This is a genomic window from Microbacterium sp. XT11, from assembly GCF_001513675.1.
In the GTDB taxonomy this organism is placed as follows: domain Bacteria; phylum Actinomycetota; class Actinomycetes; order Actinomycetales; family Microbacteriaceae; genus Microbacterium.
Window position 1 is genome coordinate 609,637 of record NZ_CP013859.1, and the last position, 14,845, is coordinate 624,481.

Genomic DNA, 14,845 nt, shown 5'->3' on the forward strand with positions numbered 1-14,845 from the left:
CCTCTCTCCGCCCGGCGGGTGGTCAGTCGACCACGTTCTGCTGCGCGTACTCGACGGCCTTGTCCAGCGCCTCCTGCCCGGTGATCTCTCCGGTGACCGCGAGCGCGATCTGCTGCTTGGCGTAGGTCTCCATGTCCTCGGTGTACTGCGGCGCACCGGCCTGCTTCGCGTCGGCCATCTGCTCGGCGGCCAGCGACGTCGCGGTCGCCTGCAGCTCGTTGACGGGCGCCTCGGAGAACGCGGACGGATCGGCGTTCGCCTCGACCGTGCCGGGGAAGAATCCGGTCGCGAGGGTGACGAAGGCGATCTGGTTCTCGGTGTTCGTCAGGAACTCGGCGAAGGCGAGGGCTGTGGCGGAGTTCTTCGAGTTCTTCGACACGCTGATGCCCTGCACGAAGAGCGGCGGGTTGCCGAAGCCGTTCGTCACATCGACGTCGGGCAGCAGGTTCGGCGCGTTGACCGCGACGTCCTTGTCGATGTAGTTCGGCCCGGCGGTCGTCCACGCGACGCCGCCCGTGTTGAAGATGTTGATGTTCGAGTTGGCCGTGCCTGCACCCTGCAGCGCCTCGGCGGTGATCGCCCCGGCCTTGTACAGCTCGGCGTACCGGTCGATGATGGCGGCGGCCTCCGGGGTGTTGAAGACGAACTCGCCGTCCTTGTAGATCTCGGGCGCCGCCCCGACGATCTGCAGCGTCTTCGGGCTGGGCACCGACGAGAACATCGGCACGCCGGCGGCCGCGAGCTTCTCGGCCGCGTCGAGCGTCTCGTCGAAGGTCTTCGGCGGTTCGGCGATGCCGCCCTTCGCGAGCAGCGCCTTGTTCCAGTAGTTCAGCTCGGTGCCGAGGTACCAGGGGAACGCGAACGAGCCGTCGAGCCCGTCGTACTCGTAGGCGGCGACACCGCCGGGGACGTACTCGTCGATCACGTCGGACGCGCCGCCGAGGTCGAGCAGCTGATCGGCCGAGGCGAGGGAGTACGCGTACTCGGGCGGCAGGTTGACGACGTCGGGCAGCTCGCCCGACTCGGCCTGCTGGAGGATCTTGTCCTCGTAACCGTCGGCCGGCTGGTCGATCCATTTCACGGTCGCGCCTGGATGCTCCTTCTCGAACGCCGCGATGACGTCCTCGAAGTAGGGGGTGAACTTCTCGTTCTTCAGCGACCAGGTCTGGAACGTGATCTCGCCGGAGACCTCCCCGTTTCCCCCGCCGCCTGCCGCAGCGCCTCCGCCGCCGGTGCAGCCGGCGAGGACGAGGGATGCCGCGACCGCGATGCCTGCGACTGCTGTGGAACGGTGCTTCATGGACTTCTCCTTCGAAGTGACGAGGCTGGTGCGTCTCGGGCGAGGCGCTGTCGCGACCTCAACTAAAACGGTATAGTGACCATAGCATGCCACATCGTCGTGCGAAGGGTCCACCCCGCGGATGCTTCGAGTCAGCGTCGATTCTCGAAAGGACAGCGATGCGCCCCACCATCGCCCCCCTGCGCTTCGGCGCCAACTACACGCCCCGCTCCCAGTGGATGCACGCGTGGATGTCGCTCGACCTCGACGAGGTGCGCCGCGACTTCGAGGCGCTCGCCGAGCTCGGCCTCGACCACGTGCGCATCTTCCCGCTGTGGACGGTGCTGCAGCCCAACCGCACCCTCATCCGCGCCGAAGCGGTCGACGACGTGCGCTCCGTGGTGGAGGCGGCCGGCGAGCTCGGCCTCGACGCCGGTGTCGACGTGATCCAGGGTCACCTGTCGAGCTTCGACTTCGTGCCGTCGTGGCTGTTCACGTGGCACGACAAGAACATGTTCACCCACCCCGACGCCCTGAGCGGGCAGGCGGAGCTCGTCCGCCGCCTGGGCGAGGCGCTGCGGGACGAGCCGAACTTCCTCGGCTTCACGCTCGGCAACGAGACCAACCAGTTCTCGGCACGCAACCACCCGTCGCCGTGGCCGGTGACCGAGGCGGAGGCCGCGACCTGGATCACGACGCTGCTCGACGCCGCGCGCGAGGCCGCACCCGGCGTTCCGCACGTGCACAGCGAGTACGACGCGGCGTGGTACATGGACGGGCACGGCTTCACGCCGCGTCTCGCGTCGCGCCTCGGCGACCTCACCACCGTGCACTCCTGGATCTTCAACGGCACGGCGCAGAAGTACGGCGGGCGCTCGACGGCATCCGACCGTCACGCCGAGTACCTGATCGAGCTGGCGAGGGCCTTCGCGACCGACCCCGCGCGGCAGATCTGGCTGCAGGAGGTCGGCGCGCCCTCGAACTGCCTCACACCGGAGCAGACGCCCGACTTCCTCGAGGCGACGCTGCGATCCGTGGCGCGCACGCAGGATCTGTGGGGCGTGACGTGGTGGTGCTCGCACGACGTGAGCCGGTCGCTGGCCGACTTCCCCGAACTGGAGTACACGCTGGGGCTCGTCGACCAGGACGGCCTCGCCAAGCCCATCGGGCGGCGGTTCGCCGAGCTGATCCCCGAGCTGCGGGAGCGCCGTGCGGCTCCGCCGCGCACGCTGGGGATCGTCGTGGAGGTCGACGGCGAGGAGACGCCGGTGAGCCGCGATGCCATGAGCCCGGGCGGCGCGATCTTCCAGGCATGGGTCGACGCGTGCGAGGCCGGCGTCGATCCCGCGTTCGTCACCTCGGCGGATGCCGCGAAGCCCGAGGTGCTCGCGGCGCGCGGCATCACCGAGCTCGTGCGCCCCGAGCTCGACCACGTGACGTACTCCTCGCAGAACACCGTCGTCTGATCGCGCGCCGCGCCGACCACTGCGGCGCGGACGGCTTCGGCATTCCGCACCGGCACGGGGCTCAGCGCCGTGGGTGCTCAGCGCCGCGCCGGCACCCCTGTGCTCTCGCGCACGGTGAGCTGCGGCAGCGAGCCCACGCGGTCGGCCAGCACCTCCGGCGCCTCGATCTGCTCGAGCAGGAAGCCCGCGGCATCCGCCCCCAGACCGAACGTGTCGCGCGTGATGCAGGTGATCGAGGGGTGCACGAGGCCGGCGACGACCGAGTCGTCGAACGAGGCGAGGGAGACGTCGGCCGGTGCCGCCAGCCCCATCTCCTGGGCGACGCGCAGACCCGCGATGGCCATGACGTCGTTGTCGAAGACGACAGCGGTCGGCCGGCCGGCCCGGCTGAGCAGCGTCCGCATGGCGGCGGATGCCGCGGCGGGCGAGTAGTCGGTGGTGACGACCTCTCCGTGCACGCCCCGCTCGGAGAGGGAGGCGAGCACCTCGGTGCGCAGTCGCGTGTGCTGGAACTCGGCGGGACCGGAGACGTACGTGATGGAGCGGTGCCCGAGGGCCGAGAGGTAGTCGAAGAGGGAGTGCGCGACCTGGCCGTCGTCGAGCCAGATGGCGGCGGGCTGACCGGCCTGCGATGCGCCGCTGCCGATCACGACGGCGGGGAGGCCGAGCTCGGGAAGCAGCGTCAGCCGCGGGTCGTCGTCGCGCGGGTCGATCACGATGACGCCGTCGACCTGATTGGCGCTGCGCCAGCGCCGGTAGGTGGCGACCTCCTCGTCGATCGACGACACGAGCACCATCTGCATCGCGATGCGGTGGCGCGACAGCTCGGACTGCGCCCCCGCGATGAGGTCGGTGAAGAACGCCTCGGCCCCCAGGGTGTCGGCGGGGCGGTTGACGGCGAAGCCGACCACGCCGGCCCTCGCGCCGACGAGCGCTCTCGCCGCCGAACTCGGCTCCCACTGATGCTGCTCGGCGATGTCGAGGATGCGCTGCCGCGTCTCGGCGCTCACGCCCGGACGTCCGTTGAGCGCGAACGACACCGCACCCGGAGACACGCCCGCAAGGCGTGCGATGTCCGTGATGGTCACGCGCTTCGCTTTGGACACTCGACCACTGTAGCGATCGTTCCGAGACCGACGTGGGTGCGCGGGCCAGGGGGGCGAGGCGGAGCCGTGCCCGCCCCGCCCTCCCGCGTGTCAGCCCGCCGTGGCGTTCTCGTAGGCCCGCATCGCGGCCTTCTGCGCGTCGGCGAGCGCCTGCTCCGGCGTCTTGTCGCCGAGCAGGGCCGCCGTGATGGCGTTGTTCAGCTCGTTCTGGATCTCCTGGCCCGCCGGCGACGAGCCGAACGACTGCCCGTAGTCGACGACGTCGTAGTAGGTCGAGATGACCTGGTCGAAGTCGTCGTTGCCGCTGGGCTTGACCCACTCGTCGCGGATGGCCTTGTCGGCCGACGGCGAGCCGGTGAACAGGCCCGTGTTGATGCCGCCCTCCTTGGCGCGCGTCTCGCCGCGGGCCTCACCCGCCGCGTTCCACGCCTCGTCGCTGGTCAGCTCGACCATCCAGGCGCAGGCGGCCGCGGGGTTCTTGGCTCCGACCGGGATCACGAAGGCCGTCCCGGACGCGACGGAGAACGGCTCGCCGTCGGCGTTGCGGAACGGCACGGCTTCGAGCTGGAGCTGGTCGACATAGGGCGACAGCACGTTGGGGTACCACTGGGCGTTGACCTGGGCGCCCACCTGACCGGCGACGTACTGGTTGTTGTCTCCGAAGGTGTCGAACGAGTCGGTGAAGCTCTTCACCGCCGCGAAGCCCCCCTGCGCGTCGGTGATCTTCTTGAGCAGCTCGATGCCGGCGACGTTCTTCGGGTCGTCGAGAGTCGGCGCGCCCTTGTCGTCGTTCAGCTGACCGCCCATGCCGAGGATCCACAGCCCGCCCTGGCCCGTCGCCACGGGGTCGAACCCGAGCCGCGTGGGCACCCCGCCCGACTCCTGGTACATCTTGGCGATCGCCGCGAGCAGCACGTCGGGCTTCGAGGTGTCGATGTCGGCCGAGCTGACCCCCGCCTCGGCGAGGACCTTCTTGTTCACGAGGATGGCCGGCGGCTGGTAGAACTGCGGCACCGCCCAGATCTCCTTGTCGTAGGTCACGTCGTCGACCACGAACGGGTACCAGTGGTCACGCGGCGTCACGCTCTGCGCGTCGAAGCACTGGTCGAGCGGCAGGATGAGGTTCTGCGCCGCATAGGTGGTGACGTACCGGCGGTCCATCTGCACGACGTCCGGCACGTCGCCGCCGGCGAGGCGCGTGGTGAATTTCTGCGCGTCGAACGCCGTCGCGTCGAGGTCGATCTTCACGTCCTTCAGCTGCTCCGCCGCGTAGTCGAGGCGCGACTGCCCGACGTCGTCGGCGTTCTCGAATCCCCACGCCTTGAGCGTGCCGGTCGGCTTCGCGTCGAAGTCGACACCGGCCGCCGGATCGTCGCCGCCGCCCGTGCCGCACCCGGCGAGCACGACGGCGGATGCCGCGACGACCGCGGCCATTCCCAGAATGCGTGTGCGCATCTCGTTCCTCATTCCTGTTGTGTGATCGTGCTGTGCGAACCGGTGACGCCTGCGTCGGCGCATCAGCCCTTCCGGCCCTGCGTCGCCACCCCCTCGATGAAGTACCGCTGACCGAAGGCGAAGAGGATGAGCATGGGCAGCGTGACGATGAGCGACGCCACCATGACGTACTGGTAGTCGCCGTGCCCGCCGGCCGTGGGGCTGTACTTGGTCATCGCGTAGGCGATGCCGAGCGGCGCCGTGAAGTCGTCGACCGAACCGGCGTTCAGGTAGATCAGCGCGGCCTGCAGGTTGTTCCAGCTCGCCTGGAACTCGAAGAGGAACACGATGACGAACGACGGGATCGACAGCGGCATGGCGATGCGCCAGAAGAGTCCCCAGTAGCTCGCTCCGTCGAGCCGCGCGGCCTCGAACAGTTCCTTCGGGAGGCCGAGGTAGAACTGGCGCTGGAGGAAGATGTAGAAGGCCGAGCCGAAGAGGTTCATGCCCCACAGCGGAACCCAGGTGCCCAGCATCCCGGTCTGCTTCCAGATCAGGTAGATGGGGATCATCGTGACGGCTCCCGGAAGCATCATGGTCGCCAGCACGAGCCCGAAGAGCAGGCCGCGGCCGGGGAACCGGAAGTACGCGAAGCCGAACGCCACGATCGAGCTGGAGACGGCCACGGCGGTCGCGGCCAGGAGCGCGATGCCGATGCTGTTGCCCATCCAGCTGAGCAGCGGCAGCTGGTTCCAGACCTCCGCGTAGTTCTCCGGAACGAAGGTCTTCGGGATGAGGGCGTTGTCGAACACCTCGCCGCGGGGCTTGAGGCTGGCCGCCAGCAGCCACGCGAACGGGTAGAGGAAGAGGAGTCCGAACGCCACGAGCACGATCGCGAGCACGACGCGCGCCGCGAAGCTCTTCGGCTGTGCGACGTTGCGGCGCCAGCGCGAGCGCCGCGGGACCGTGATGGCCTCGGTCTCGAGCTCGCGCCCCACGCGCGACGGGCGGGGCAGCTGCTGCAGCGACGCCGACATCAGTGATCCCCCTCGTAGTAGACGAACCTGTTGCCGAACTTCACCTGGATCGCCGTGATGATCAGGATGATGACGAAGAGCAGCCAGGCCATCGCGGCCGCGAACCCGAAGTTGAATTGCCGGAACGCCTGCTGGAACAGGTAGATCGCATAGAACAGCGAGGCCTCGGGCGAGGAGTTGCTCTGGTCGCGCCAGAACAGCACGTAGGCCTGGTCGAAGACCTGGAACGCGGCGATCGAGAGCACGATCACGTTGAAGAACATCGCGCCCGAGATCATCGGCAGCGTGATCGCGAAGAACTTGCGCACGGGTCCGGCGCCGTCGAGCGATGCGACCTCGTACAGCTCGACGGGCACGTTCTTGAGAGCAGCGAGGAAGATCACCATGGTCCCGGCGACGGTCCACAGGGTCATGATGACGATGCTGGGCTTGACCCACGCCGGATCGACCAGCCACTGCGGACCCTGGATGCCGAAGAGACGGAGGAACTGGTTGACGGCGCCGTTGTTGCCGTTGAGCAGGAGGAAGAACATCGAGGCCGTGGCGACAGCGGGCGTCATCTTCGGCAGGTAATACAGCGTGCGGAACACGCCGGCGCCGCGGCCGACGCGGTTGAGGAGCATGGCGAGCACCAGCGCGACGATGATCTCCAGCGGCACGGCCAGCACGGCGTAGAACAGCGTGTTGCCGAGCGACACGGCCACTCGCGGGTCGTCGAAGAGGTTCGCGTAGTTGTCGAAGCCGATCGGCCGTGCCGTGTTCGTGGCGAGGTTGTAGCTGCTGAACGAGATGTACAGGCTGTAGATCATGGCGCCCGCGGTGAAGACGAGGAAGCCGATGATCCACGGCGTGATGAAGAGGTAGCCGGCGAGCGCCTCGCGCCTGTTGTAGTGGTCCCTCGCGCGGCGAGCGCGTCGACGGCGCGGCGTCTTCGTCGCCGTGTCCGTGGCGGCCGCTGGGGCCGCGGGGGCCGGAGGCGTCGAGATCGCGCTCATGGCCGCTTCCGCATCGGCGATCGGGTCGGGTGTCGTGTCTCTTTCATCACGCGTCTCCCGTCGAAGTGTGGATCGTCACCACACGGCTGTGACCATGCGGCTCGGCTTCATCCCCCCGCAACCGCCTCCTCCGGCGCAGGGCGCGCGCAGACCAACAGAACATGGGCCGAGGCTACGGCGCACGATCCCGCTCGTCTCGGGGCTTGCGCACACCGTCGCACCTGTGCTTCTCGGCGGTGCGGCGAATCCCCGGACGGCACGGACGCCAGCGCGCTAGACCCCGGATCCCCGGACGGCACGCACGCGGGGCGCGCTGGACCCCCGGACGGCACGGACGCCAGCGCGCTAGACCCCGGATCCCCGGACGGCACGCACGCGGGGCGCTACATCTAGACCCCGGTCTCGTCGACCCGCGCGAGGGCCCGGTGCATCGCCGAGACCGAGCCGAATCCGACGGCTCGCGCGACGGCCGAGTGCGTCATGGCGGGGTTGTTCGACCGCAGTCGCAGGGCCGCTCGGGCTCGCACGTCGCGCAGCTGCGCTCCCGCGGTCGTCCCCTCGTTGCTGAAGGCCAGTTGCAGCGTACGCGTGGAGACGCCCATCCGCGCGGCCAGTGTCTTCACGGCGAGCTCGGGGTCGGCGTGGTCGGCGACGATCACCTGCATGGCACGCGAGAACAGGCCGTGGTGCTCGCTGGCATCGCCGACGATCTGCATCACCACCGATCGCGCGACCTCGCGCGCCGCCATGCGCAGCGGCGCGGCGTCGTGCGGGGTGTTCGTGGAGATGCGGCAGAGGCCCGCCATGAAGAGCACCGAGGGCATGAGCAGCTCGGGCTGGGGAGGTTCGGGGTTCCATCCGGATGCCGAGGGCAGCACGACGCCGTCGAGCAGAGCCGGCGACGCGCTGATGTAGAGCACCTCGTTGTCGTCGCCGGTCAGCGACATGGTCACGGACGAGTCTCCCGGGCACACCAGCGCCACGCCGGGCCTGCGGTACACGACGCCCTCGGTCTCGATCTCCAGCGACCCGGCTCGCGTGATCAGCGCCAGGACGCGATCGACGGAGTTCTCGTCGCGCGGCCACAGCGCCGTCGTCCGCGGCGCCGAGACGTGCCCGAACGACTCATGCGGGAACAGCGCGAAGCGGGCGCGCAGAGGACGTGCGGGGTCGACCGAGACCACCTGGAGGTTCGAGAACCGCAGGAACGACGCCAGCTCCTCGTTGCGCATCCAGACGTTCCCGTCGCGCAGCTCGAAGTCCGCACGGTGCATCACCTTCGAATCGAAGAGGCGCAAGCGTTCCGCCCGCCGACTCGCCATCACACAGCACTCCCTCGTTCTTCCCCTGATCCTCAGCATGCCCTGCCGGAGTGCCCCGCGGGTACCGCTCCTCGGATCTGTGGATGACTTCGGGCTGCTCGGCCCCGGTTCTCCCGTCGGACCGCCGCGCGCCAGGTCTTCAGCCGCGTCAGATCTTCACGTCGCCCGTGAGGTTGACCTTGATGCCCATGCCCGCGAACATGGCCGCCTTCGCCACGAGCGCCCGGTCGGCGGTCTCGGCATCCGGCGCGTATGCGAGCTGCGCGTGGTTGGCCTTGTGGCGCGCCATGAACTGATCGCGGCTCTGACCGTGGAGCACGACGTGGGCGATGGGCCACTCGGGGTTGGTCGCCTCCTTGCGGCGGCGCGTCTCCTCTTCGGGCAGCTCGATGACGGACCCGCGGAACAGGTCGGCCTGCAGGATGCCGTCGGCGATGAACACGCGGCTCAGCACCACCTCGCCGGGCTTCGAGACGCCGTTGATGGTCGCGCCGCCCGCGGGGAAGAACACATGGCCCTGCCGCCATCCCTCGGCGTTCTGCCATCCGCCGAGGTGCGAGGCGGGCACGGAGCCGGAGATCTCGTACACCCACACGAACTGTCCGTCGTACTCCTCGCCCCAGCGCACGTCGTGCAGCGTGTTGTCGGGCACGAGGCCCATCGAGCGCCACACGCGGTCGGTGACGAGCGCGTCGACCGCGACCCCCTCGTCGGCCTCGTTGAAGTGCGGGAACGCGCGGCCCTCGTGCAGCACGCGAGACCCGTCGCGGCTGGTGACCGGCGGGCGCTCCGTGGTGTTGAGCAGCCCTTCGGCGAGGTCGGACGCAGGCACGAGATCCTTCAGCCCCTGCTGGTACTGGATGCCGACCGCGTCGAGCCCGAAGTCGTCGGCGATGCGGAGGGCCGCGATGTACATCTTCAGCTGCCACTGCACCTGCTCGCGGGTGAGCTCGGTGGCCGCGTCCTCGCCGAACCGGAACGTCATGCCGTGGTCGATGAGCCAGTCGTAGGCGGCATCCGCCTCGGCATCCGTCACGGTGAGCATCTCTGCGTACAGGGCCGACTGCGAGAGGCGCTCCTTGTAGATGCCGGTCGCGTTGAGCAGCTCGTCGTCGAAGATGGCGTTGTACATGCCCATGCAGCCCTCGTCGAACACGCCGATGATGGCCTTGTCTGCTAGCAGCTGAGCGGCGAGCGCCTCGCCGAGCTGCCTCTCGGGCGACGCGGGGAGCTCGGGGAGCGGGCGCACGTGCGAGAGGTCGTGCGTGATGGTCCCGGTCTCGATCCACTCGCGGATGCCGTCGCGGAACCACTGGTCGGTGAAGTCCACCGACCAGATCGTCGAGTACGGCTTGCGCATCTTCGTCAGGCCCGCGTTCAGCCCGAGCAGGCCGACGAGGCCAGGCCAGTCGGGGGCGAAGTTCGCGGTGGTGAGGATCGGGCCCCGGTGGGTGCGGAGCCCGGCGAGCACGTGGTGCGAGTACTGCCAGTTCGCGGTGGCGACGATGAGCGGGGCGTCGACGGGGATGTTCTTGAAGACCTCCATGCCCATGCGCTGGCTGGAGATGTAGCCGTGACCGGTGACCGGGTCGACGCCGAAGGGGCGGATGACGCTCCAGCCGAGCTCTTCGAAGGCGCGGGTGACCGCTGCCTCGGTCTCGGCCTGCACGGGCCAGCCCGCGACGTTGGCGGACTCGCGCAGGTCGCCCGAGGTGATCAGGTAGGCGGTCTTGGGCGCGGATGCCGGACGGGATGCCGGTGCCGGCAGGGTGTAGGTCATGCTTCCTCCGATGCGGTGGTGGGGTGGGCGGCGCCGCGCTGGTCGGCGGCGAGTTCGTGGACGACGTCTTTCGTGCCGGCGTACAGCCGCACGTACCGGTCGAAGAGGGCGTCGTAGGTCGCGCGCAGCGCGGGGTCGGGGGTGATCGTCTCGGTCACGGGGTTCCAGTCGGCGATGCGCGGCGCCGAGCCGGCGTCGGCGACCGCCACGGCGGCGAGGAAGGCCGCGCCGTAGCTCGCGCCGATCGTCGTGGCCGGCACCTCCTGCACGAGCCCCGTCACGTCGGACACGGTCTGCAGCCAGAGCCGGCCCTGCGTGCCGCCGCCGACCGCGACGATGCGGCGGATGTCGGCCCCCGCGTCACGCATGGTCTCGACGTTGTGGCGCACCCCGAGCGCCGTGGCCTCGAGCGCGGCGCGGTAGAGGTCGCCGCGCGTGTGCTGCAGCGTGAGGCCGGCGATGACGCCGCGGGCGTCGGGGTCCTGGATCGGGGTGCGCTCGCCGGCGAAGTACGGCAGCATGAGCAGGCCCTTCGCGCCGGGACCAGACGCCTCGGCATCGGCGAGCAGCTGCGGGTAGTCGGCATCCGTCAGGTCGCGGAGCCAGGCGGTCAGCGCGCCCGACGTCGACAGGCCGCCCGCGAGGTTGCGGGTGCCGGGGAAGGCGCCGGCGGTCGTCCACATCGACGGCGTGCGCAGGGCCTCGCCGCCGGCGGCGACATCGTTCGTGAAGACCATGAACATCGTGGTGCCGTACATGAGCATGAGGTCGCCCGGCTCGTGGGCGCCGACGCTCACCGCCTCGGTCCAGGCGTCGATCGTGCCCGCGATCACGGGCGTGCCCTCGGGGATGCCGGTGGCGGATGCCGCGGCCGCCGTGACGCGACCCGCGACGTCACCCGCCCAGAGCAGGGTCGGCTGTTCGAGCGCCGCCGCGTACCGCTGCCAGAACGGATCGTGCCAGCGCTCGCGGTCGATGTCGTACAAGGGCGAGACCTGGCTGGCCGACTGGTGGTCGAGCACGTACGCCCCGGTCAGGCGCCGCGCCAGCCACGAGGCCGGCATGAACAGGCGCCGCGCGCCGGCGAAGGCCCCGGGTTCCTCGTCGGCGACCCAGGCGATCTTCGGGCCGCCGGCCTGCGAGGTGAGCACCGAGCCGCCGACGCGCGTGATCTCGTCGAGGCCCAGCTCAGCCGTCATGCGCTGGATCTGGGCCGTGGCGCGCGTGTCGACGCCGTAGAGGATCGCGGGGCGCACCGGGCGGTCGTCGCCATCGGCGAGCAGCACGCATGGGCCCATGCCGCTCACTCCGACGGCGGCGATCTCGGCGTCGGGCCGTGCGGCCACGAGCGCGGCCGCGATCTCGACGAACTCGTGCCACCACACGTCGCCGTCCATCTCGACCCATCCGGTGCGCGGCCGGGAGACCTCGTGCGACCGTGTCTCAGTGGCGAGGATGCGTCCGCCGTCGTCGACGAGCACGCCCTTCGTGCTCGACGTTCCCACGTCGACGCCGAGGGTGCAGCGCATGGGTTCCTCCTGGTCAGGGCCCACTCGGGGCGAAATCGATTTCATGGGATGGGTGCAGAATGGGACGACGCCGTGCCGGTCGACCGGTCGCGGCCGCTCAGGACAGCACGGCGCTTGCCGCCTGGAGCTCGCCGCGCAGCACCACCGTGCGCGCTGGCTGCAGGTCGCCGTTGATCCGCTCGAGCAGCATCCGGGCCGCGGTGACGCCCATGTGCCGAGCCGGCAGGCGCACCATCGTGACCGTCGTCGGCGAGAGCGTGGTGAAGGGCAGTGAGCCCACCACCGCCACGCCGAACTTCGGCGGCGTGAGCCCTCTCTCGGTGAGCACCTGGATCGCGCCGACGCCGATGAGGTTGTTGCCCGCGACCACGGCGTCGGGCGGTTCGGGCAGGGCCAGCAGCTCCTCCATCGCCGCCCTGGCGCCGTCTACGCGGAAGGTGGCGAACCGCTGCAGGGCATCGAGCTCCGCCGACGACGCGCGATCGGCGAGCGCCTCACGCCATCCCGCCGCGCGGTCGGCGGCGGTGTCGATGTCCTCCGGCCCGCCGATGTAGGCGATGCGGCGGTACCCGGCGTCGATCAGCGCCTCGGTTGCGGCGGTGCCCGCGGCCTTGTTGGCGATCACGACGCCGTCGAGGTCGTAACGGGTCGCCCGGTCGACCGCGACGACCGGGCGGCCCGTCGAGATCATGGCGTCGAGATCGGTCGCCTCGGATGCCGCGGCGATGATGACGCCCGACATGTTCTCGGCGATCGCGATCTGCAGGTACGTCGACTCCTTCGCGGTCTGGGAGTCGGAGTTGCAGAGCACGACGGAGTACCCCGCCTCGGACGCCACGTCTTCGACGCCCCGTGCCAGTTCGGTGAAATACGGGTTCTCGATGTCGGGGATGATGAGGGCGATCACCTCGGAGCTCTGGGTGCGCAGGGCCCGCGCGGCGCGGTTGGGCGTGAAGTTCAGCTCCGCCGCGGCCTTGCGCACGGCGGCGACCTTGTCGGCCGAGACGCTCGTGCCGTTGAAGACGCGCGACACGGTGGCGGGAGAGACCCCCGCCCGCTCGGCCACATCGTAGATCGTGGTCATGAACGCCCCCTGCTGCCCGATTTCTCAACACGATAGCCGCCGGCCGCGGCCGGATTCCGGTTCACGCAGCCCCCGCGTCTTCGCGTGCGGTCAGCGCCACGTACTCCCGCAGGCGGGCGAACACCGCGTCGAGCCGCACCCTGCCCGCCTCATCGAGGCCCGGCAGCGGCGCACGGCATTCACCCAGCGGCACCGACAGCTTGCCTCCCAGGTACTTCGCCGCGGCGAACACGCCGACCTCGACCATCGACTCGACGGTGTCGTTGATGCGCACCTGCACGGCTCGCGCGCCGACGAGGTCGCCGCGCTCGAACCGTCGGCGCAGCGACTGGAAGAGCTCGATCTGCAGGCTCACCGTCGTGCCGATCGCTCCGCTCGCTCCGATCGACAGCGCCGGAAGGTAGAACTCGTCGAAGCCGTTCACGAGAGTCTGGTGGGGGTATCGGTGCAGGATCCGCTCGGCGCCGTACAGGTTGCGCGAGGTGTGCTTCACCCCGATCACCTGCGGCAGAGCGAGCAGCTCGTCGAAGCCGCCATCGGAGATGTCCCGCCCGGTGAACTGAGGGATGTTGTAGAGCAGGAACGGCACGTCGACCGCATCGATCACCGCACGGAAGTGCCGCACGACGTCGTCCGTCGAATAGCCGTAGTACAGCGGCGGGATCATCGAGACCGCGGCGACGCCGGCATCCTTCGCGTCCTGCGCGATGCGGATCGCCTCACCCGTCGACATCGCACCGACGTGCGAGATCACCGGCACGCGGCCGGCCGCCGCCTCGACCGCGGTGCGCGCCACCGCGATGCGCTCGTGCTCGGAGAGCAGCACGCCCTCTCCCGAGGAGCCGCAGACGTACACGCCCTCGACGCCGCGGCGGATGTCGCTGTCGAGCATGGCGGCGAGCGCGGCGTGGTCGACGCTCTCGTCCGCATGCATCGGGGTCACGGCCGCGGTGTAGAGGCGACCGCCCAGGACCTCGCTCACCATGCCGTCCACCCGCCGTCCACGACGAGGTTGGAGCCGGTCATGTACGCCGACGCGTCGGAGGCGAGGAACACGAGGGCGCCGTTGTACTCGTCGGCCTCGGCCATGCGGCCGATCGGCATGCGGGCGGTGTAGTTGGCCTGGAACTTCGCGTCCTGCGTGTCGCGGCGCACGCCAGACGGGGTCAGCGTGTTGACGCGGATGCCGGCGCGGCCCCAGTACGTCGCGCAGTAGCGGGTGAGGTTGTACAGGCCGGACTTCGCCGCCGAGTACGCCACGGGCTTGATGAAGGGGATGCCGGTGTCCTCGGCCTTGTAGGCGTAGATGTCCTGCACCGGGGAGACCATGCCGTAGATGGAGCCGACGTTGATGATCGAGCCGCCCACTCCGGCGTCGCGCATCCGTCGCCCCGCCGCCTGCGTGACGAGGAACGTGCCCACGAGGTTCGTGTCGACCACCTCGCGGAACACCTCGACGGGGAAGTCCTCGAACGGCCCCGACACCTCAGGCGGAGCGCTGGGCTGCGTGTCGAGGCCGGCGTTGTTGACCACGACGGTGGGGACGCCCCACGCCGCGACGACGCGGTCGAAGCCGGCCTCGACGCTCGCCTTGTCGGTGATGTCCATGGTCACCGCGAGCAGGCGGCCGTCGGGGTCGTCGATCTCCAGGCGCGCGGCGGGGTCTGCCACGTCGCGGCGCGAGGTGACCGCGACCCGCGCACCCCGCGCGTGCAGGGCGCGGACGAACTCCGCTCCGATCTGCCCGAAGCCTCCGGTCACCACGATGACCTTGTCGCGCACCGAGAACAGCGGGTCGAATGCGTCACTCATG

At 69.8% G+C, this 14,845-nt stretch carries 12 protein-coding genes; 1 reads left to right on the forward strand and 11 read right to left on the reverse strand.

Annotation, left to right across the window (positions count from 1 at the left end; translation table 11 throughout):
- Window positions 1-22: 22 nt before the first annotated feature.
- Complete coding sequence (locus AB663_RS02935) at window positions 23-1,300, reverse strand: extracellular solute-binding protein (protein ID WP_067195710.1); 1,278 nt, start codon at window positions 1,298-1,300, stop codon at window positions 23-25.
- A gap of 158 nt (window positions 1,301-1,458) precedes the next feature.
- Between AB663_RS02935 and AB663_RS02940 the strand changes: the two genes are divergently transcribed.
- A complete protein-coding gene (locus AB663_RS02940; protein WP_067195711.1) occupies window positions 1,459-2,745 on the forward strand; it encodes a glycoside hydrolase 5 family protein in 1,287 nt (428 codons plus the stop codon).
- Window positions 2,746-2,822: 77 nt separating this feature from the next.
- Here the strand turns inward: AB663_RS02940 and AB663_RS02945 are convergent, their stop codons facing one another.
- The 10 genes from AB663_RS02945 to AB663_RS02990 form a co-directional block, all read right to left on the reverse strand.
- Window positions 2,823-3,851, reverse strand: a complete 1,029-nt coding sequence (locus AB663_RS02945) for a LacI family DNA-binding transcriptional regulator (RefSeq protein WP_067195713.1) — start codon at window positions 3,849-3,851, stop codon at window positions 2,823-2,825.
- 90 nt (window positions 3,852-3,941) lie between these two features.
- Window positions 3,942-5,306 (reverse strand): extracellular solute-binding protein, encoded by a 1,365-nt coding sequence (locus AB663_RS02950; protein WP_067195715.1) that lies wholly within the window; start codon window positions 5,304-5,306, stop codon window positions 3,942-3,944.
- 62 nt (window positions 5,307-5,368) lie between these two features.
- On the reverse strand, window positions 5,369-6,322 hold the full coding sequence (locus AB663_RS02955) for a carbohydrate ABC transporter permease (protein ID WP_083511070.1): 954 nt from the start codon (window positions 6,320-6,322) through the stop codon (window positions 5,369-5,371).
- On the reverse strand, window positions 6,322-7,317 hold the full coding sequence (locus tag AB663_RS02960; RefSeq protein ID WP_067195717.1) for a carbohydrate ABC transporter permease: 996 nt from the start codon (window positions 7,315-7,317) through the stop codon (window positions 6,322-6,324). The genes AB663_RS02955 and AB663_RS02960 overlap by 1 nt, the downstream gene beginning before the upstream one ends.
- 389 nt (window positions 7,318-7,706) lie before the next feature.
- Window positions 7,707-8,591: a helix-turn-helix domain-containing protein gene (locus AB663_RS02965; RefSeq protein WP_232304672.1), complete on the reverse strand. Its 885-nt coding sequence runs from the start codon at window positions 8,589-8,591 to the stop codon at window positions 7,707-7,709.
- Between the two features lie 196 nt (window positions 8,592-8,787).
- Window positions 8,788-10,419: a fucose isomerase gene (locus AB663_RS02970; RefSeq protein WP_067195721.1), complete on the reverse strand. Its 1,632-nt coding sequence runs from the start codon at window positions 10,417-10,419 to the stop codon at window positions 8,788-8,790.
- Entirely contained in the window at window positions 10,416-11,948 is a 1,533-nt protein-coding gene (locus tag AB663_RS02975; RefSeq protein ID WP_067195723.1) for an FGGY-family carbohydrate kinase, read from the reverse strand. The genes AB663_RS02970 and AB663_RS02975 overlap by 4 nt, the downstream gene beginning before the upstream one ends.
- A 97-nt stretch (window positions 11,949-12,045) precedes the next feature.
- The gene (locus tag AB663_RS02980; RefSeq protein WP_067195725.1) at window positions 12,046-13,032 is read right to left on the reverse strand and encodes a LacI family DNA-binding transcriptional regulator; all 987 of its coding nucleotides are present in this window, start codon (window positions 13,030-13,032) and stop codon (window positions 12,046-12,048) included.
- A 61-nt stretch (window positions 13,033-13,093) separates the two neighbouring features.
- Window positions 13,094-14,017 (reverse strand): dihydrodipicolinate synthase family protein, encoded by a 924-nt coding sequence (locus AB663_RS02985; protein WP_157540848.1) that lies wholly within the window; start codon window positions 14,015-14,017, stop codon window positions 13,094-13,096.
- Window positions 14,011-14,844, reverse strand: coding sequence for an SDR family oxidoreductase (locus AB663_RS02990; RefSeq protein ID WP_067195730.1), 834 nt, complete (start codon window positions 14,842-14,844; stop codon window positions 14,011-14,013). The genes AB663_RS02985 and AB663_RS02990 overlap by 7 nt, the downstream gene beginning before the upstream one ends.
- Window position 14,845 lies beyond the last annotated feature (1 nt).